This window comes from Nitrospirae bacterium YQR-1, assembly GCA_039908095.1.
Classification (GTDB): Bacteria; Nitrospirota; Thermodesulfovibrionia; order Thermodesulfovibrionales; family Magnetobacteriaceae; genus Magnetomonas.
The window spans coordinates 26,614-47,608 of the sequence record JAMOBJ010000005.1 but is presented as its reverse complement, the minus strand read 5'-3'; the positions used below and the strand labels follow the sequence as shown (position 1 = coordinate 47,608).

Annotated in this window: 17 protein-coding genes and 1 other RNA gene; 9 read left to right on the top strand and 9 right to left on the bottom strand. The window is 43.3% G+C overall.

The window, feature by feature from the left end:
* Positions 1 to 96 precede the first annotated feature (96 nt).
* The 9 genes from H7844_04545 to H7844_04505 all read left to right on the top strand — a co-directional run bounded on the left by H7844_04545 (position 97) and on the right by H7844_04505 (position 13,337).
* Positions 97 to 4,875: a protein kinase gene (locus H7844_04545; protein MEO5356550.1), complete on the top strand. Its 4,779-nt coding sequence runs from the start codon at positions 97 to 99 to the stop codon at positions 4,873 to 4,875.
* A 153-nt stretch (positions 4,876 to 5,028) separates the two neighbouring features.
* Entirely contained in the window at positions 5,029 to 5,514 is a 486-nt protein-coding gene (locus H7844_04540) for a tetratricopeptide repeat protein (GenBank protein MEO5356549.1), read from the top strand.
* Positions 5,515 to 5,707: 193 nt separating this feature from the next.
* Positions 5,708 to 6,730, top strand: coding sequence for a hypothetical protein (locus H7844_04535; protein ID MEO5356548.1), 1,023 nt, complete (start codon positions 5,708 to 5,710; stop codon positions 6,728 to 6,730).
* A gap of 4 nt (positions 6,731 to 6,734) precedes the next feature.
* Positions 6,735 to 7,355: a dTMP kinase gene (tmk, locus tag H7844_04530; protein ID MEO5356547.1), complete on the top strand. Its 621-nt coding sequence runs from the start codon at positions 6,735 to 6,737 to the stop codon at positions 7,353 to 7,355.
* Positions 7,346 to 8,341, top strand: a complete 996-nt coding sequence (locus H7844_04525; GenBank protein MEO5356546.1) for a DNA polymerase III subunit delta' — start codon at positions 7,346 to 7,348, stop codon at positions 8,339 to 8,341. The genes tmk and H7844_04525 overlap by 10 nt, the downstream gene beginning before the upstream one ends.
* A gap of 6 nt (positions 8,342 to 8,347) precedes the next feature.
* The gene (locus H7844_04520; protein ID MEO5356545.1) at positions 8,348 to 9,526 is read left to right on the top strand and encodes a stage 0 sporulation family protein; all 1,179 of its coding nucleotides are present in this window, start codon (positions 8,348 to 8,350) and stop codon (positions 9,524 to 9,526) included.
* 23 nt (positions 9,527 to 9,549) lie between these two features.
* Positions 9,550 to 11,484, top strand: a complete 1,935-nt coding sequence (metG, locus tag H7844_04515) for a methionine--tRNA ligase (protein ID MEO5356544.1) — start codon at positions 9,550 to 9,552, stop codon at positions 11,482 to 11,484.
* A 307-nt stretch (positions 11,485 to 11,791) separates the two neighbouring features.
* Positions 11,792 to 12,199, top strand: a complete 408-nt coding sequence (locus H7844_04510; GenBank protein ID MEO5356543.1) for a response regulator — start codon at positions 11,792 to 11,794, stop codon at positions 12,197 to 12,199.
* A 220-nt stretch (positions 12,200 to 12,419) separates the two neighbouring features.
* Positions 12,420 to 13,337: an HDOD domain-containing protein gene (locus H7844_04505; protein ID MEO5356542.1), complete on the top strand. Its 918-nt coding sequence runs from the start codon at positions 12,420 to 12,422 to the stop codon at positions 13,335 to 13,337.
* 421 nt (positions 13,338 to 13,758) lie between these two features.
* On the opposite strand, the gene H7844_04500 is transcribed toward H7844_04505, so the two are convergent.
* The 9 genes from H7844_04500 to H7844_04460 all read right to left on the bottom strand — a co-directional run bounded on the left by H7844_04500 (position 13,759) and on the right by H7844_04460 (position 20,690).
* Positions 13,759 to 14,703 (bottom strand): hypothetical protein, encoded by a 945-nt coding sequence (locus H7844_04500; protein MEO5356541.1) that lies wholly within the window; start codon positions 14,701 to 14,703, stop codon positions 13,759 to 13,761.
* Positions 14,704 to 14,711: 8 nt separating this feature from the next.
* Positions 14,712 to 15,272: an RNA 2',3'-cyclic phosphodiesterase gene (gene thpR, locus H7844_04495; protein MEO5356540.1), complete on the bottom strand. Its 561-nt coding sequence runs from the start codon at positions 15,270 to 15,272 to the stop codon at positions 14,712 to 14,714.
* 85 nt (positions 15,273 to 15,357) lie between these two features.
* The gene (locus H7844_04490; protein MEO5356539.1) at positions 15,358 to 15,807 is read right to left on the bottom strand and encodes a phosphatidylglycerophosphatase A; all 450 of its coding nucleotides are present in this window, start codon (positions 15,805 to 15,807) and stop codon (positions 15,358 to 15,360) included.
* Between the two features lies 1 nt (position 15,808).
* A complete protein-coding gene (locus H7844_04485) occupies positions 15,809 to 16,225 on the bottom strand; it encodes an OsmC family protein (GenBank protein MEO5356538.1) in 417 nt (138 codons plus the stop codon).
* Positions 16,226 to 16,268: 43 nt separating this feature from the next.
* Positions 16,269 to 17,048: a TIGR00282 family metallophosphoesterase gene (locus H7844_04480; protein MEO5356537.1), complete on the bottom strand. Its 780-nt coding sequence runs from the start codon at positions 17,046 to 17,048 to the stop codon at positions 16,269 to 16,271.
* Positions 17,049 to 17,061: 13 nt separating this feature from the next.
* Positions 17,062 to 18,624, bottom strand: coding sequence for a ribonuclease Y (rny, locus tag H7844_04475; GenBank protein ID MEO5356536.1), 1,563 nt, complete (start codon positions 18,622 to 18,624; stop codon positions 17,062 to 17,064).
* A gap of 538 nt (positions 18,625 to 19,162) precedes the next feature.
* A non-coding RNA gene (gene ssrS / locus H7844_04470) (6S RNA) lies at positions 19,163 to 19,347 on the bottom strand.
* 146 nt (positions 19,348 to 19,493) lie between these two features.
* Positions 19,494 to 20,147: a YeeE/YedE family protein gene (locus H7844_04465; GenBank protein MEO5356535.1), complete on the bottom strand. Its 654-nt coding sequence runs from the start codon at positions 20,145 to 20,147 to the stop codon at positions 19,494 to 19,496.
* 6 nt (positions 20,148 to 20,153) lie between these two features.
* A complete protein-coding gene (locus tag H7844_04460; GenBank protein MEO5356534.1) occupies positions 20,154 to 20,690 on the bottom strand; it encodes a YeeE/YedE family protein in 537 nt (178 codons plus the stop codon).
* Positions 20,691 to 20,995: the final 305 nt, after the last annotated feature.

Here is a 20,995-nt window from a genome sequence, read left to right as displayed (position 1 = left end):
TCCCCTTTAGGGGAGACGTCAAGGAGCTTTCGACGATGCCAACAAAGTTAATCGAATGAATGCAACTTGGTATAAGTGATAAATTAAGATTCTCTTATGGCTACCAAAAAGGAACTGTCAACAATATCCGGCAAAGAGAGCGGACTCTGGTCTAAAAACGATGTAATAGATAACAGATATGAGGTGCGCAACCTTGCCCGCGGCGGAATGGGCGAGGTCTATTTTGTTTACGACCGTGAAATCGGAAGAATGATGGCGGTTAAGACTCCGCTGCCTTCCGTCCTTTCCAACGAGGAGGGACTTAAGCGTTTTTACAGGGAAGCTGAGGCGTGGATAAGTCTGGGCATTCACCCTAATATCTGCTCCGCCTACTATGTACAAGTTATGGAGGGAATTCCCCGCCTTTTTGTTGAATACGTTGATGCCGGAGCTATGGATAAATGGCTCAAAGAAGGACGCTTTTCAACTCTTACCGAGAAACTCGACATTGCTATTCAAATAGCTTACGGGATGGACCATACCCATTCACTGAAGTGGACGGATGAGGACGGAGCCGCTCAAACCGGCCTTGTTCACAGAGACCTTAAGCCCGCCAATATTCTTATGAGCAGATATGGCACGGCATTGATTACCGACTTCGGCCTTGTGGGATTAGGCAGTTGGGGCAGTGATGAAATTCTTACCATATCAGAAAAAAACAAGAGCATGATAGACCTCGTTTCAAGCCAACTGCAAAGTGGTGAGGACTCGCTAAATCCGTGGCAAACTATGACAATCGGAGGCGTTCCCTTTGGCACTCCTCAGTACATGGCCCCCGAACAGTTTGAAAATGCACACACTGCCGGTATCCCTGCTGACATCTATGCTTACGGCTGCATACTTTATGAATTATTTTGTGGCCGCAGACCGTTTCTTCTCACTGATGAGGAAAGACAAGCCGTGATTTTTTATCAACTTATGTTATGGCAAAAAAAACACACAAAAGAGCCGCCTCCAATCCCACTTGAGCTGACTGCAAAGATAGATGACGAGCTGTCCTCTCTTATGCAGGAATGCCTTGCTAAAACCACAAACGGCAGGCCTGACAGCTTTAAAGAAATCTCAAGCAGATTAATCTCCATATACAGCCGTTTAACCGGTACACCATATCCGCGCCCTGAGGCCAAATCCGACACACTCAAGGCGGATTCCCTCAACAATCAGGGCGTCTCTTATGCAACCATTAACCAGTTACACAGAGCCGAAAACAGTTGGAACGATGCCATCTCCATTGAGCCGGAACATGTGGAGGCCACATTTAACTTAACCCTGCTTAAGTGTAAGACAGGGCGGTTGACCGGGGATGCAGCCGTATCTGAGATGTCAAACTACCTTCAGAGTATTCATCACCCAGGACAGGGGAAGTTTCTGATGGGCAAACTCCACCTCTTTCATGGAGATGAGTACAATGCCCTTAATCTGATAAACGAGGTTTTATCCGTGGGTAAGGAATCAGTGGAGGCTTTAAAATTACAGGCATTGTCCATAGCTACCCGTGAGGTAACAAGACATGATACAATTTCCCTGAAAAAAGCAGCCGATAGTTTCAAGTGGTTTTTAGATAACGGGAAAGAGGACCCGGTAGTGGCCACAGGGTTTTGCCATTGCCTCAGGGAACTTGGAGAGGACTATAGCGCCTTTTATGACACTATGAGAGAGCGCTTTAAGGAACTGCCTGACTCTTTAGATGATGCGGTATATAGGTATCTACCCGGATTTTCAGTGCAAAGGACATATTTTGACGAGTTCAGAGAGCCCACAGCCATTGCGGTAACCAAAGACGGCAAAGCTATCTGCGCCGGTATGAGTGACGGGCACATAAACATATATGATATAAAGTCAGCATCTCCGATAGCGGTTTTTAAGAAAAACACGGCAAAAATTACAGCGATAGATATAAATATTAAAAAGGACAGAATTGCAGCCGGATATGAGAATGGTTCAATTAACATATTAAATGCCGGAGACGGCGAGGTTATCCATACTTTTTCCGGACACACAAAAACGATAACGGCGGTACGTTTTTTAGCGTCAACTGTTTATGTAATATCCGCCTCCACAGACGGCATGATTTTAATGTGGGACATGAAAAATGCAAAAGGTGCAGGGGCATTTAAAACTGAGAAAAAACCGGTAACAGCCCTTGCTCTCTCACACGACTTAAAACACGTTTATACCACACACAAAGGAGGACCGCCGTGTGTGTGGGAAACTAAATCCGGTAAACTTAAAAATACATTTTCCGGACACTCAGGGGGCGGCTCATCAATTGCCTTAAGCGGCAACGGACAACTTGCCGTAACCTCAGGGGACAGGGAAGCGGTAGTAATTTTGTGGGATACGGAAACCGGAAAGAGCATTCACACTTTTTCAGGCCATACCGGTAAGGTTTTATATGTCGGTATGAGCGCTGACGGCCGGTTTATGCTCTCTGCCGACGAAAGAAATCTTAGAGTGTGGGATATGAAAAGCAAGCTCACTTACTCAATTTTTAAATACAGAGGGCCATTTAAGTGTGCAGCTTTGGGTGTAGGTGAAAGCAAACTCGCAATAGCTCACAACAATGAGATAATGGTAGTGAATTATCAAAACACTTACAACTTGTCATACACACTGGTAACCCCGGCAACAATCAGGGAGGAAGAGATCAGATACGAGTTTTCAAAGAGGCTCACCGATGCCGCCGCTGCAATTAACCGCTCTGAATTTGACGCTGCGCTTAATCTCACAGAGGGCGCAAGAAGCCTCACAGGATATGAATACAATGCGGCGGCAATAGAGTTGTTAACTTCCATCCCAATAATATACACAAGGACACTTCTCAGAGACGGCTTGAAAATCAGGGATTTTTCACAATTTAAGGACAGCTTAAACGCTCTGGCCATAACCTCTGACGGCAAGTATTTAATTGCAGGCGGTAACGGCGGCACTGTTGACAGTATAGAGATTTCAACAGGGAAAATGACAAACATCACAGAGAGCACAGGGCGTGAAAGCATAAGGACACTGGCTGTTGATTACACATCAGGGTTAGTGTGCTTTAACAGCGGAAAAAATAACGTCAGAACATGGGATATAGGTAACAATAAGTTGCAAAGTGATATTACAGTGCACTGCGGCCCTGTTAATGCCTTAGCATTAACCTCTGACGGTCATTATGCCTTCTCTGCATCCTCCGAAAGAACAATCCGCCTGTTAGATACGTTAAACGGCAGGTACCTTGGCCGTTTTGAAGAAAGCGCCGATGAGATAACCACTCTTGCGCTCCTTAAAGATGAAATGACTCTTATCAGCGGTACAGTAAACGGATTACTTATCTTTTGGGACAGTGTAACCGGAAAGGTAAAAGGCAGCACAGAGGGCCACAGAGGCGCCATAAATTCTATATCATTTAGTGCAGACGGACAATATGTGCTCAGCGGTGGAGATGACGGATTTGTATGCATCTTTAGCGTTAAAACCATGAGCCGGGTTAAGCGGCATAAGATATCCGCCACAGAAGTTTTAGGCGCAGTGTTTCATCCGGGCGGGAAATATTTTACAGCCTGCACGCATGATGATACGATATACATTTATAGCGTTGAAAGCGGTCAACCGGTGGTAACACTCTCCGGACACAAAGACGGTGTGAACTCTTTGGTTTTTAGCCGTAACGGCTGGTATCTGTACTCAGCGGGCAGAGATGCTACAGTGATAAAGTGGTTTCTTGACTGGGAAACAGCGGAGGGGCCTGACATATACAGCAATCAGACGTTTAATCAGATGACAACGGAGTATCTGCATTTTGCCGCTCAGAAAAGAGAGCCGTCCAGAGCTGAAGCTGCGGAGGATGCCGTGGGAATTGCCGTCTTAACCGCCGGAATTAAAAGTGCAGGATTGGAATTTCTCATTGATGACACATTTAGTGAAAAATTAAAGCAGACGAAGGCAGCTTACGGAAAATCGGCAATCATGCGTCCATCGCTCATACAAGCTGAGATCGCCCAAAAACCGGCAGAACTTGAAATAAAAACCCGGATGGAAAAGAAAAAGCTCAGCATGATGACAATGGCCTTAGCTCTGTTTGTGGCTGTCCTTGCAAGCGCTTATTTTATCTATCAAAACACGGTTACAAGATATAGTGCAACAGAAATTAATAAAAAAGAACAAGAGGATAATTACTTTCCTATAGTAACTGAGGCGTTAAAGTCTCTGGAGAGGCAAACCTCAGGGTGCAAACCTGCCGAGATTGATTCTTACAGGGAAAGTTACATGGTATTTATAAAAAAGAACAGGGCGTCGGTGCAAGCGTCACATCCAAAGAGCCTTGAAAATATAAGCTGCCTCATATCATACCGCACTGATGCCTCAGTGGTAAAGACATTGATTTCAGAGATGATTCGCACTACAGACACGGCAGACTCACAAGCATTAGGTTATTTGTTGACTTATATGGGAAACAATGCCTTACCGGCACTTTCTGCAATGTTGAGAGATGACGGTTTTGTCAGTGGCAATAAAGGCGGAGCCAAACAGATAGTTTTTATCTTGTCAGCCATTGCAACGAATGAGGCGGTTAATGAACTGCTTACACTTATTTCTGAAAAGCCTGAACTAACCGGTATAACATCTCCGTTTTTAGGTAAGATATTTGCAACCGGCAAAATAGCGTCCCCTGATGCACTATCTGTCGTTGAAAGTTTACTTAGTAACACAGATTATAAAGTGAGAAAAGATGCAGTTTCGGCACTGCGGTATTTTAAAGGTTCAAAAGCAAAAGAACTTGTTGCAAAGGGTTTATCCGATTTAAATAGTGAAGTAGCGGGAGAGGCTCAAAAAATATCTGAAAAATTTTAATAATAAACATAAAGTTTTTTCCGTAATACAAAAAAGTTGCAAATATATATGATATGCGGTTATAATACAGATGGGGTAATTGATATAAACACTACCTGTTTGGTTTAACTATGAAGTATATGTTTAAATACGTAAAACATAAAGGAGGAAAATATGATTGATGCAAGAGATGCCGAATTGAGCGTCAGAGAAGCCGGAATGTATGTAAACAGTGGTTATGCCTACGCAAGGAGGCGCCAACACGATAAAGCACTCAGCGAATTTGCCAAAGCACTTGAGATAGACCCAACCAACATTGATGCACATTACAATACAGGCACATCGTACGCGGCAAAAGGAAACATTGAGAAGGCACTTGAATATCTTAACAAAACCATCGAGATGAACCCGGATGATGCGGATGCTTATTTTAATCGTGGTGTTACGTATGGTAAAAAGGGAGACTATTTCCATGCAGCCGCTGATTTTAATAAGGTTCTTGAGATAGACCCAAATGATGCAGATGCGTACTATGTACGCGGGTACTGTTATTTTAACATGGGAAAACGTGATGTTGCCCAGACTGACTATGTAAAGGCTGCACAGCTAGGTTTAAAACTTGCTCAGGACTATTTAAAAGGCAAAGGGCAGAAGTGGTAAAACGCCGCCTCTTTAAAAAAGTCTCTTAACCATATCATAAATTGAGGACTTCCGGTAAGAACCGGTTAAGAATAACGGAACTTAGGCTTATTAATTCAGAGCTCTAAGTTCCGTTTTTTTCTACATCTGATAAAATTTCAAAAAAAATTACGTTATTGTATCTTAGAGGCACAATAGGTTATTATCTATAACAATGCTTTCGGGACTATTAACGACAGGAATTGGGAGCTTACCTCATCGTAGCGCCGATGAGGGCTGTCCGCTCATATTAGATACCTTTGATATACCGTTTTGGCCGCAATTGCCACAGGCCTCGTTTCTTGAAACTATGGTGCCTCAGTACGCTGAGGGGCTGCCGTTTCTCGAAATTGACTCTGCTAAAGAGCGCTACTACATTAAGAGAAAAGCTCAGGATGAATTAAACACTTTCTATGAAAAATACACGGAAAACCCCTCCATTGCCATATCTGCTGAATATGCAGTCGGATTTTACAAAATGGTGGAATTGTTAAAGACAAGAGGCCGCTATGACTGCCTCAAAGGACATGTGACCGGGCCTCTGACCTTTACCCTTGGAATCAGGGACGAGGATGGAAAATACCTGTTTTTTGATGAGGAATTAAGAGAGATTGCCCTTATGCTTCTCATCGGGAAGGTTAAATGGCAGACGGATATTTTAAAACAATATGCTGATAAGGTAATAATATTTATAGATGAACCTATTTTTACAGCTTTAGGCAGCAGCGCCTATCTGGGCGTATCCACTAAAGAGGCCGGCCGGCTTATTGAGGAAATAATAACCGGTGTTCGGACGGCAGGCGCTGTCGCAGGTATTCACACCTGCGGAAAGTGCGACTGGGATGTTGTTTTTGATGCAAAGCCGGATATTGTTAATTTTGACTCATTTGACTACTTTGACACTATCGCTATGTACCACAAAAGAATTTCAGAGTACATTTCTAAAGACGGCATCCTTGCCTGGGGCATGGTCCCTACCACGCCCTCTGTTAACAATGAGGATGAACACAGTATTATTAAGAAGTTTGATGAAAGGTTAAACTCTTTAACTAAAAACGTTGACAGAGACCTGTTGATCTCTAACTTAATGCTGACCCCCTCATGCGGCACAGGCGCTCTTACAGTGCACGAGACAGAGAGGGTATTTCGGCTTATTAAAGCCTTAAGAGGACATATTGTCGAAAAATACGGAAGGTAAAGCAATGTTTATATCAATAGAGGGCACGGACGGCTCCGGCAAAACAACACAGGTAAAGCTGGTTGCCGAGGCCTTGAGGACGGAAAGCGCTTTAGAAGTGGTGGAGACATTTGAGCCGGGCGGTACAGAAATAGGCATGAAAATCAGGGAAATTCTCCTTGACACTAAAACCGTTAACATGTCTCCGGTAACGGAGCTGATGCTTTTCTATGCGGCACGGGCACAACACGTGGCGGAGGTGGTGCAGCCTGCTCTGCGGCGCGGCGCATTTGTCATTACAGACAGATTCAGCGATTCCACTGTAGCATATCAGGCCTACGGCAGGGGGATAAGCACGGGGTTTATCAAGCAGTTGGACTTACTTGTGCTAAAGGGGTTTAAGCCTGACCTCACTTTTGTTATTGACCTTGATGTATCCACAGGGTTAGGCAGAAACAAGGCGGTATCAAGTGTGGACAGGCTTGAAATGGAGGACTTGTTGTTTTATGAAAGAGTGCGGGAGGGGTTTCTGGACTTATCAAAAGCCGAACCGCTCAGGTTTAAGGTACTTGATGGAGCACTTCCAGCTGCAACACTTACACAGCGGATACTGGAGACCATAAGACAGAGGTGCAATTGCCTTTAGGAGGCCTTATAGGGCACGACAGAGCTGCACACATGCTTACCTCAATGCTGAAAAGTAAAAAGGTGCCCTCCTCGTTTCTCTTCTACGGCCCGCCGGGTACCGGTAAGACCTTTACAGCTTTTGCCTTTCTTAAATCAATGAATTGTAAAGTTGAGGGACCTCTGGATTTCTGCGGAAGCTGCCCATCCTGTGTTAAAGTGGATAAACACATTCACCCGGACTTAAAGGTGACAGCTTTAGAGCAAAGCATCATAAAGATAGAAGTAATCAGGGAGATAGAGGAGTTTTTAGCCACAACTTCCATGGAATGGACACAAAAGGCTCTCATTGTGGAAAATGCCGATATGATGAACGAGGCCTCAGCCAATGCTTTTTTAAAGACCCTTGAGGAGCCTCCCACCGGCAGTGTGATAGTGCTGATAAGCTCAAAGGAAGAGGCACTGCCCGATACCATAAGATCACGCTGCCTGAAAGTACCCTTTTGTCCGCTTAACCTCACCGGCATGCAAAGGGTTGCCGCAAGGAGCGGTAAGCAACCGGATGAAATCCAGCTCAGGCTCTCTCAGGGCGACATGGGCAAGGCAGTTGACTCCGGTGTTGTGATAAAGAGAAACAATGATTATGCAGTGTTTTCAAAAATTATCACCGGTCTCCAGAAACCGGTGTCAAAACTTGAGGCTCTCAAAAGCCGTGATGACTTGCTTAAGTGGTTACATTCCTCATCGGTATTTCTAAGGGATATGGCAGTCCTTAAATGTGATGCCAACTCCCCATTTGTGGTAAACACCGATATGAGACAGAAGCTTATTGAGTTAAGCACAGGGGTTGAGTTAAAAAGTATCATGGATGCTTTTCAAAAACTCACAGAGCTCTCAGATTACTTTATATTAAATCTCAATGTTGGGGTAACATTTAATTATGTATGCTCACTTTTAGGTACTTTATCAAAATCAAAACCGGAAAAAAGCAGGTTTATAAGGAGTTGACAGCAAATGCCTGATGTAATAGGAGTACGTTTTAAGAGATGTGGAAAGATTTATGACTACGAGCTGGAAGCAATACCGATAGCACGAGGTGACCTGGTTGTAGTGGAGTCGAGCTTTGGTTTAGCCATAGGCAGTGTGGTGACGGAAGCTAAGAATGTGGAAGTTCCACATAAGGAACTTAAAAAGGTCATAAGATGTGCAACAGATGAGGATTTAAAAGCAAAAGCCGACAATGACAGTGTGGAGAGAGAGGCGAGGGAGTATTGCCAGCAACGTATAACAGCGCGTGAATTGCCGATGAAACTTGTACTGACGGAGTCAACCCTGGACAGAAAACGCATAGTGTTCTATTTTACCGCTGACGGAAGAATAGACTTCAGGGAGCTGGTAAAAGACCTTGCATCAAAGTTTAGAACACGCATAGAGATGCGCCAAATTGGGGTCAGAGACGAGACAAAGGTGATAGGCGGCCTTGGCATATGCGGCCGTGAGGTCTGCTGCAACTGCTTTCTTTCCAATTTTGCCCCTATTTCCATAAAAATGGCTAAAAGCCAGGATTTGGTCTTAAATCCGGGGAAGTTATCCGGGCTCTGCGGAAGGCTGATGTGTTGTCTTGGATTTGAGGTTGAACCAGGCAGTGAGCCAACCGGAGACGTTATAGAGTTGCGTGATGACGGCACAACGGCTATAACAGCCGTGATTGATGGAAAAAGTCTTACCTCTGAGACCATTGAAGACGTCTCGATACTTGCTTTTTTGGAAAAAGAGATTAAAACGGAAAAACCGTCACATAAATATGAAAAATTTGACTTACCGGAGAGTGATGTGCAACAGCAGGCTTCAGAGCAATCCTTCCACAGGAAAGAGCAGTCACCCCCGCCTGCATTAAACGAATCGGCAAAATCCTCCATGGCTGTGAAATCAAATGAGCCTGCGCCCTTTAAAGAACAAACCCCTGTCAAAACGGGAAGCGATAGAGAAAAACGCTTTGACCCGCGCAAAAGAAGATTTCACAAAAAACCTTCTCATACTAAAACTGCCGGAGGCGCTACACCTGCTGAAACCTCTCAGGAACGAACCACAGCCGTAACTCCGCCTCAGGGCCACGGTACATCTGAGCAGGAAAGCAAAAAGAGAAAATTTCATTTCAAAAAACACAAGAAAACTCCACTAATAACAGAATGATTAAAAATCGGGGATAGATTTAAATGCCGGAGAGATTTTATATAACCACACCAATTTACTATGTCAACGACATACCACACATAGGGCATGCCTATACCACTGTGGCAGCTGATATTGTGTCCCGCTTTAGCCGTATGGCGGGAGCCGATGTGTTTTTTCTGACAGGCACTGACGAGCATGGTCAGAAAGTGTTACAGGCGGCGGAGCTCCGTGGTGTGCCGCCTAAAGAGCACACCGATATTATGTGCACTAACTTCAAAAAACTCTGGGCTGCTCTGGACATTACAAACGATGCCTTCATAAGAACCACTGATGAAAAACACGCAGATATTGTTAGGGAAATGCTCCAGAAGCTTTACGACCGTGGTGAAATAGTGAGACGCTCCTACGAGGGCTCATACTGCACACATGATGAGCGCTTCTGGACTGATAAGGAGATAATTGACGGCAACTGCCCTGAGTGCTCAAGGCCGGTTGAAACTATAAGAGAGGACAACTACTTTTTTCTTATGTCCAAATACCATGACAGGCTGACAGAGCATATAAATAAAAACCCGGGCTTTATAAGACCCGAGACAAGAAAAAACGAGGTGCTGGGATTTCTGAATTCTAATCCTCTGGGGGATTTATGTATCTCAAGGCCCAAAAAAAGGCTCTCATGGGGCATCCCCCTGCCCTTTGATGATAACTATGTGACATACGTGTGGTTTGACGCCCTGCTTAACTATTACTCGGCGCCCGGTTATTTGGCGAAAGAGCACGACCAGACTTACTGGTGGCCTGCCGGCTGTCATATTATGGGCAAGGATATTATCACCACCCATGCCGTCTATTGGCCTGCCATGCTGATGGCTTTAGGGCTTGAGCTGCCTGAGATGATTTTTGCGCACGGGTGGTGGACAATTGACGGAAAGAAGATGTCAAAATCACTGGGTAACGTGGTTGACCCGCATAAGGTTATAGAAACTTATGGTGCCGATGCCTTCAGGTATTTTCTGTTTCGGGAGGTAACGTTCGGGCTTGACGGCGATTACTCGGAGAGTGCACTGATTAAGCGCTTTGACACAGACCTTGCAAATGATCTGGGAAATCTTGTAAACAGATCATTTGCTATGCTAAGTAAGTATTATGATGCATTGGTGCCGGTGCCGGCAGATGTGGAGGTTGAGTTAAAATACATGGCGGAGGGAATTTCAGAGCGCCTCAGAGAGCATTTGAAAGTGCTGTCGTTTAACAAAGCCCTTGATGCAGTGTGGGAGCTGGTCTCTTATTTAAATAAGTACATTGACTCAAACAAGCCCTGGGTGCTTGCCAAAGACGGCGATACAGCACAGAGGCTTACAACCGTAATGTACTCACTTATCGAGGGTATAAGATTTATATCGGCGTATTTGTATCCTTTTATGCCAAGATTCGGGGCACGTCTCTATGGCCATATAACCGGAGAGCCGATAGATTTAATGAGAAATCTCTCCGGAAAGTTAAAATGGGGAATGCTTAGGCCAGGCACGGTGGTAACTACGATAGAGCAATTGTTTCCAAAAATTGAAAAAACATCAAATGAAAGGAAAGAGAAAGTGGAAGTAAAAGATACCGGCAGGGAAACTGCGGCGGCACTGGTGCAGGATGTGACAGAGGAGCTTATAAACATAGAGGATTTTGCAAAGGTTAAGCTTAAAGTTGGAAAGATATTGTCGGCGGAGGCTGTACCAAAATCCAATAAGCTGATAAAGCTGAGTGTTGATACCGGTGAGATAAGGCAGGTGGTAGCAGGTATCGGTAAGCACTACAAAGCAGAGGAACTTGTTGGAAAAACAGTTGTGGTTGTGGCAAACCTTAAACCTGCTAAGCTTATGGGAGTGGAGTCTCAGGGGATGATTCTTGCCGCCTCTGAAGGTGATACCTTGAGGCTTGTTACCCCCGAGGGTGATTCAGCACCGGGTGCAGTAGTTAAGTAGTTGTTTATATTCTATAAAACAAATTTATATGCCGTGGTTTTATTCCGGCGGATGTTATACCAAGTAGCAGTCAAAAGAGTAACGAGGCGGCAAGGAAAAAGCGACCTCCCCTTACAGGGGATTCCCCTTTAGGGGAGACGTCAAGGAGCTTTCGACGATGCCAACAAAGTTAATCGAATGACTGTAACTTGGTATTAATAAAAACTCTCAAACTGCCGATTATATATACATGGAATTTAACGATATAAATTTTTTGATAGAAGAAAACAATTACGAGCTTATACTAAAATCGAGGGAGAGAGTTTTAATGAGAATACTAATTGCGGAAGATGATTTTACAAGCCGTACACTGTTACAGCATTTTCTGGCTTCTTACGGGGATGTAGATGTTACTGTAAACGGAGCGGAGGCAGTGGATGCCTTTATACTCGCAATAGATGAGGGTCGGGCATATGATCTTATTTGTCTTGATATCATGATGCCTGAAATGGATGGTGTGGCTGCTCTGCAAACAATTCGTAATAAAGAAAAAGCTATGGGAATAACATCAGATGATGAGGTGAAAATAGTTATGACTACCTCATTGGATGCACCTAAAGACGTACTTGAGGCCTATTACCGTGGTGTAAGCAGGTGTAACTATTATCTTACAAAACCTATTGATACCAGAAAATTATATGCATTGCTTGTAAGTTACGGTTTAGTTAAACAATAGGGCATATCAAAATGTACTGCTGTGCACTTTCTACAGTTTAGACAAATTTAAATAATAAAAAATTGGCGTTTTTTTCTGTAGCATAAAATCTCATAATTAAGTTATAGTATAAATAAGAAGAGGGAATACAAATTGGCGTTTTTTATTGACGGTAATCATAGGTGTGTGAGGGGGAGAAGTTTAACAAAGAGCAATTTAAGTCTATTGAGGTGACAGTGTAATGTTGCATAAGGATGTAGATATAAAGCATGCAGAAGAGATAGTAAAAGGGATCGGGATACCAGTACAGTCGGTTATAGTAAACAGTTTGTACAAAGAAATCAAGAAAGCAATTCCTGACATAAGAAAAATCGTAACTTTAACAAGCGAGGATGTTGGATTATCTGCCTCAATACTGAAAATAGCTAATTCATCCTTTTTCGGCGGAGGCGGAATAAGCTCTATCGAATATGCACTAAATATAGTAGGTTTAACTAGTTTTTTTAATATAGTTATTTCGTCTATTTTTCTTAATACATATAAGGAGGTGACAGATAAGAACATATTTAGCAAGTTTTGGAACCACTCTATGCTTGTGGCTAAATCGATGGGTATGATTGCAAGAAAAATAAAAAGTATTGATGAAAATGATGCCTATATTACCGGTTTATTTCATGACTGTGCGATTCCACTGTTTGTAAAAAAACATTCCGACTACAATGTATTTTTTGAATTGGCCCTTGGCGGTGAACCAGACATTACGCTCAGAGAGGACGAGAAATACCAGACAAATCACTGTATGGCTGGATTTATCCTAACTACATCATGGCGCCTGCCGGACGTTGTAAGTCAGGTAATAACCCGCCACCACAGTATGGATATATCATCCCATAAAAAACTCTATACCAGAAAAATGGCCTCATGTGCGTATCTTGCCGAGTATCTTGTTATTCATTGCGGCGCTATGACGGAAAGTGTAGCAAAACATGTTGCCGGCAGTGCCGGCGGCAGCCCCCATAAGAACCTGTCCTTAGATGAAATGGTGAGGGATAATCCTAAATGGGAAAGCATATTTGCAGAGCTTGGAATAGATGGGACAAAACTTGCGGACTTTCAACTTGAGTTGCAAAACGCCGTTGGCCACTCTACAGAAGATTAATGTAAACATCTCTTGTATCAATATTGCAACGAAGTGTGCTTTTTTTTGCTCAGTAATTTTTTCTCTGAATTTACAACTGTTCTTTTATATTGGCTTTTTTATATAATTATATTAGGCATATGATTTGCTATATGTAGCTTTAGGGGAAGTGTTCGGTTAGCTAAATCTGATGCAAAAGAGGAGAAATGTACGACAACGTGAGCAACAGTGAGGTGTGGTGTCAGATCAAAGGTTGTTTTCTGTCTGTGGACTGCTGCATGGACAATCAGAAAAAGAAAGGGGCCGGCTGTTTTTGGTGTGGCTACTATACCAGCGAACTAGCCAGTTGACCAACTGAAGTTAACAGAATACTCCGGCGAAACCTCTTAATACCAAGTTGCATTCAATCGTCTAACTTTGTTGGCCGGCGGCGGACATGCTATTAGACAAATGAATTAGAATTGGAATTAACTGATCCCTGATTCTCCTCCACATAAGCGAGATATTGTTTAAACAAGCCGGGATTTATATCTTTCATGTACTTTCTGAGTTTTGTCAGTTCCACTGCACCGACGTGCTGCAGGCGTTTGTTATTGTCCGAAAGTATCAGGCATTTATAAAATAACCGCGCTCTTATCACATCGTTGTTGTCTTTCTGATACTCTTTTTCTAATTCTAAAAACTCATTAACATATACCCGTAAGTCTTCCAGCAATTTTATCGTCTTAGGTGGAAAGACTCTCTGGATGCAGCCGTAGCTAACTATCCAGTGAAGCGTTACATACTCTGCATTTAAACCGTTTATTAATTCCATGATTTCCTTATCTTTTAAGAAATATAAATCAATTCCGTAGGGGCCGATTTCAAATGCCTCCCTCAGGCAAATCCTCGAGGCCGGCAAATCCTTATTCAAAAAATGGATGTAGCCGAGATAGCCGTACAATTGTGAAAGGTTGGGTGACTGTTGTACAATTGCTTTTTCAAGTTTCTGTTTTGCTGTTTTTATTCTTTCAGCATAGAGATAAAACAAGCCAACAGGCTCGTCATTTATAGATAAAATTCCATCAGGCTGTTTATCTAATTCAAGACATAACCGTTTAAAATAATTCTTCTTTATGGCCGGCAAATAAACAATCTTTAATTCCAAATTGTATATTAAGCGTTCAAAATCACGCCACGTTGAATATAACTTTTCAGGTTCCGGCAAACTCTCGTGCTTAACAAAAAAATCACATATAATGCTCTCCGTCTCAATATCCATGGAAGGGTAGGCCTTTCTAAATATGCCTGTTTCGTTTTTGGCTTTTATAAAATCAAGATTCTCTATTAACGCAATAATGCGGTTTTTACTCATATACGGAGCATCAAATAACGAAAGTTCATCCATAGCGTATCCTATGTTTTGAGTTTATATGATTTCAAAGCTGAATACACAGGCCCAGCCGGCAACAACTCGCTTTTCATAAGATGTACGGTGTTTACAACCATATTCCCGAAATTTTTATCTTTAAGATGCTGTATTTTCAGAGAGAAACCGGTTAAACCATCCGGTGTTCTCACTCTCCCGATTGTCATGTGTGGTGAAAATTTTCTTTCTTCTCTCCCAAAGCCGGCATCTGTCAAAGTGTCCTCAATCCTGTCCTGTAGCTTATTTAAAACTGCCCCTGGGTCAGTTATTCCAGCCCAAATAACCTTTGGCCGCCTCTCATTAGGAAATGCTCCAATTCCCTTTAGCCCGATTTCAAAACACCCATGCTCCGGCACTATCCTGCTGAGTATCTCTGTAATTTTGCCAACCTCATCCTCAGATATGTTTCCCATGAATTTTAGTGTTAAATGGAGATTTTTTGCGCTTACCCACTTAACGCCCCCAATAGTTAAGGCCGATATGGTGGATGAGATGTTTTCACGCACCGTCTCATCAATATTAATCGCTATAAATGCCCGTACTTTCATAGCAAGCCGCATTGAGGAGTATAACGAGACGCACCGGAGCTTGTGACAAAGCCGGCAAAGTTAGACGATAGAAGGCAACCCGGTATCAAAATCTTATACTCGTTGCTATCTGAAGCGCAACATTAACATAGAGCCCTGCCGCCACGTCATCCATCATCACGCCAAGGCCGCCGCTTAAAGTCTTCTCCACATAGTTTACAGGTGGCGGTTTAAAAATATCGAAAACCCGAAACAAAAAAAACGCAAGCATATAAACTACCATCGTGCCGTCCACATACAACACCGATACAAAATATCCGACCACCTCGTCTATTATAATATGACCTGAGTCCTTTTTGCCCAGTGTCTTCTCAGCCGAGTGTGCAGCCACAGTTCCCACAACAAGCAACACTATCGTTATAACTAACAAGAGGCGATTACCCGGCCTGAAGATAATTACAAACAAAAAAGCTGCGAAAGTTCCAAATGTCCCCGGCGCTATGGGAACAAATCCTATCTTCCAAAGTGTTGCAATATGCTGTAGAGCCGTACGCATACTACTCTTCAATAATTTTGTAAGTGTACTCTATAGGTACGCCACCCTCCAACGTTGCCTTTACGGAACAGTACTTGGTCATTGAGAGCTCAACCGCTCTCTGAGCGGCCTCAGCGGACAGATTTTTGCCCTTAAAAACATACTCCACAACTATTTTGTCGAATTTCTTTGGATGGCTCTGCACTTTATTGCCGTTTACGTTTATTTCAAAACCGGTGATTTTCTGCTGTTTCTTTTTCATAATTGAAATTACATCCATGGCTGAACAGCCGCCAAGGGCTATCAGCAACAGCTCAGACGGCCTGAGTCCGGTGTCGTCCCCGCCATGTTCGTGGTCGCCGTCTATCACTATTGCGTGGCCGCTTGAGGCTTCCCCAACAAATCTCATCCCACTGACATAAGTAAGTTTTGCTTCCATTTTCCCTCCTCTGAATCAGGTTGTTAATTTATTTTGGCATCCGTTACTCATTTACCAATAGTCTCTTTATGCTGACAGCCCTGCCTGTCTGATTATCTATATCCAGCAGCACCGCACAGAAAAAGCAGCTGCCCTTTGCAACCTCGTACTTTTGGGGTATCTGATTAAGAAATTTTTCTACTATTTGGTCAACACGTACTCCTATCACTGAAATAGCAGGCCCCACCATGCCAACGTCTGTAATGTATGCAGTGCCATGGGGGAGGATCTTCTCGTCTGAGGTTTGAACATGCGTATGGGTTCCGACAACAGCACTTACTTTGCCATCAAGATAATAGCCTATTGCCTGTTTTTCAGAGGTCGCCTCCGCATGCATATCCACTATTATTACACTGGTTTCTTTTTTTAGTTTTTCAATCTCCGGTATTACACTTCTGAAGGGGCAATCCACCTGATTCATAAAGACCCGTCCAACCAGATTTATAACAGCAGCCTTCAAGCCGTTTTTAAAGCTATATACAATGCTTCCAAACCCTGGAACATCCGGCGGGAAGTTCAACGGCCGCAGTATCCTGTCTTCATTACCTAGGTAGTGCACCGCCTCCTTTTTGTCCCACACGTGGTTACCTGTGGTTATTATGTGTATGCCGAAAGAGAAAAGCTCTGAGGCTGTTTTTTCTGTTATGCCAAAACCTCCGGCAGCGTTTTCACCATTTGCAATTACTAAATCCACCCTCAGATTATCCACCATACCGGGCAGGATGCTCTTTAGAAGCATCCTGCCCGGACGGCCTATTACGTCCCCTATAAAAAGTATTTTCACTTTGCTGTATGTCTTAACGTGCGTACTCTACAAAACGCGACTCTCTTATTACGGTTATCTTTATCTGTCCGGGATAGGTCATCTCCGATTCAATTTTCTTGGCTATTTCCCTTGATATCAAATAAGACATATCATCTGAGGTTTCATCAGGTTTGACTATTATACGTACTTCCCTGCCTGCCTGTATAGCATAGCATTTTTCAACACCGGCATAGGACATGGCAATTTCCTCGAGCTTTTCAAGACGCTTTATGTAGTTTTCTATGCTCTCACGCCGCACTCCGGGACGTGCCGCAGAAAGGGCGTCCGCTGCCGTTACAAGTGCCGATTCCACACATATCGGGTCACCGTCTCCGTGATGGACAAGCATCGCATTTATTACCCGCTCGTCCTCACCGTACTTTTTAGCAATAGCCGCCCCTATCTCATGGTGGGCGCCCTCAATTTCCTGATCCACCGCCTTTCCTATATCATGAAGCAGCCCTGACCTTTTGGCGAGCTTTACATCAGCCTTTAGCTCCCCTGCCATCATACCGGCAAAGTAGGCAACCTCTCTTGAGTGCTGAAGCACGTTTTGCCCGTAGGAGGTTCTGTACTTAAGCCGCCCCAGAAGCTTTATAAACTCAGGATGAACCCCTGTCAGCCCCAGGTCAAAGACTGCCTTCTCTCCCTCTTCCCTCATAGCATTGTTTACTTCCTTTTTGACCTTCTCAACAATTTCCTCTATTCTTGCAGGGTGAATTCTGCCGTCTGTTATTAAGCGTTCCAGAGAAATTCTTGCTATCTCACGCCGCACAGGGTCAAAGCCTGAAAGGGTTACAGCCTCCGGCGTGTCGTCAACTATGAAATCCACCCCTGTGGCAGCCTCAAGCGCCCGGATGTTTCTGCCCTCTCTGCCGATTATACGTCCTTTCATTTCCTCATTGGGTAGTGTCACTGCCGTTACCGTGGCATCACTTACATAATCGGAGGCATATCTCTGAATAGCAAGACCTATGATGTTACGGGAGCGTTTTTCCACATCTTCTTTAGTCTCCTGTTCTATCTGCTTTATAAGTTTAGCCTCATCAAAACGCAACTCTTCCTCGACTTTTTTTAGCAATTGCTGTTTCGCTTCCTCTGAGGTTATGCCGGAGAGCTTCTCCAGCTTCTCTGTCTCCAACTGAATCAGTTTGTCATAGTGTTTTTCCTTGTCTGCTATTGTTTGCTCTTTTTTCGTGAACTCTTTCTCACGTTTTAACAGCTCACCTTCACGTTTTTCAAACTGGTCGAGTTTTTTATCGAGACTTTCTTCCTTATGTCTGAGACGCTTTTCCATTTGGTTCATTTCAAATTTCTTTTCTTTTATTTCACGCTCCGCCTCTGACTTTGTCTGGTACTTAATGTCCTTGGCCTCGATGAGTGCTTCTTTTCTAAGCCTTTCAATGTCTCTTTCCGCTTCTTTGACTATCTCTTGCCTTCTTTGATCAAGTTCCTTGTGTTTTTTGTTTAAAGCTCTTTTAAATAAAAGCGAGAGCAGTGCTCCCACTACCGACCCTGCCGCTATGGCTATTATTATATAAACTACATTGGTCATGTGTCCTTACGCCTCCTGTCTGCTGATCTTTTTTTTAACCCACTGTTGTACCAGGTTGTGGATAGCTCACTTAGTTTTGTATATCTTTGTTGAGTCAAAAGCTTCTGATTATTGTGATAAGCAGGATATTGGCAAGGCTGGATATCCATGCTGAACCCTGAACTCTGAATGCCTATGGGAGTGCAGACCGATAAAGGCTGCTTAAAAGACTGTACATAGCGCTGCCCGGCTCTCTGAGGCATACAACTACAGCCCTCTGTTGCGCATATCGGCGGCACATTTCCGCCCTGTATTTTAAATAGTTCCAACAACTCCCGTCCCTTTACTTAAGCTAACAGGAGACCATCTGTATAACCGGAACTATGGACTTTCTGAGGAATTTATCTCATAACAACTAATTGTTTGTTTTATGTATGGTGTAATTAGTTTGTTTACAAAATAACAAAATAAAAACATGCCGTTTTCCGCTCCGGCGTTTATGTTTATTTTCCTCATTTTTGGTCCGGTTATTTCCTTTAGATCTGCCATATTTAGTATTTTAAAACCCGCCCTTGCGGTGAGAGAGGAAAAATTAGATCCCTTGTTTGCAAGTGGGCGCTCTATGGTATGGCCTCGGTTTCCGGTTACCCGGCATACACCTGCCACCACCAGAATCAAGCTCCCATAAAAATCTAATTGTCGGTCTAACTTCTCCATCTGCTAACACCAGCAGGGCAGGCGCTGTGCCTATCTCCTGCTATATTACCTATTATATAACAAATAGATTATAAAAAGAACAATTTATTAATAATAGTTCTTAAAAAAGACATTCTACAGGGAAGAATGCTCCCCCCATAGTATCCTTATTTTCATACAACGCTTCCATATTGTTACTTTTTCAACTTCCCTGAGACCTTATCCACAATCATAAAAGACGCCCTTAGAAACTCATCGTACATACTGATTCCCACCAGAAACGCAATGCACATAAAGGCAAACCCCAAAACAAAAAACCAGTGGTTAAACACAAGAAAAATATCAGGGAATGTCACTTTGCCAAGGTTAATGAAGCCGACTATGTGGTCAAGTTTCGAGCCGTCAAAAATCTCTGCATAAATTATTGAACCAACCACTATGCCAAGCATTGTTGCAAATGCATCCAAATGCCCCTCACCCAGGGACCCTGCTGCAATGGCGGGACAGTACCCGGCTATTGCAAGCCCGGCACCAAAGATTATGCCTCCAAAAAGTTGAGCAAGAACCACTGTTGCAGGCACATGTAATTCTATAATGCCCAGGTCCTTAAACAAAAAAACAGCAATCATGCCAATCATAAGCAGGGGAGTGCCAATTCTCCAAAATGTAAAATCCTGAAGCCTGAACATTCCCGACACAACGTCATACTTGCATAACCTGCCCTTTTGCAAAATAATTCCAAGTAAAGAGCCAAGTATAAACCCGCCGTACAGAGATGTAGGGCCTGAGACAGAGGCAATTGTGGAGGGGTCAAAAGTATCTTTAAGTCTTAATAGAATCTGTTCCATTTGGTGTTATCCCCTCCTAAAGGTAAATGTTTTAAGCCTGTAGAAAGCAGCCGTAGTGGCAAGACCTCCCATCCACAGAGACATCATAAAAATAAAACCTGCCGGTGTCAGTTGAATAACGCCTGCTATCAACATTCCAAGAGTGCATCCCATGCCGAGCCTTGAGCCGAAACCTACCAGTATGCCGCCTATAAAGGCCCAAAACAATCTTTTTGAAACCGATGGCCCAATTGTGCTTTTCCACATCTGCGGTACCAGCGAGAGTTTAAACTGACCCGACAGCAGGGATGACAAAAAACTGCCGAACACTATCCCGACAATTAAAGTCACTGTCCATTCAAGATAGGGTTCATATGCTTGCCAATAGGCGACTTTTTGTGCGTGCTGCGGAACAAATACATACTCAATTATAGAGCCTATAGTGGTGTAACCGCGGGAAGAGCCTAATGGACGGTCAGACATATAGAACGAAAGTACCTCCAAAAGAGCAAAAAGTATCCCTGTCCCAATCGGCATCCACTCTTTTCTTCTCATAAAAAACATACTCTTACTCTCCTCTGCTTTTTACTTTATCGTGCCACAGAGGGATTAGCCCCTCTGAGGCAACCGCTTAATTATAAATTAAATCATGATATTTAGTCGCTTATTATTTTTTATTTTACGACATTTTAAAAAATAATATAAACTCCCGTCAGCCGCAGTGCAGTAATACCAAGTTGCAGGTTACATCGGTAAAAGATAAAGTTTTTTTACACCTTTCTTTATTAATACTTACTGTATCTGTTATATTAAATATTGTGGATTTTTTGAACCTTTCAAAATTCCGAAGGCCAAGCAGATATATTGGT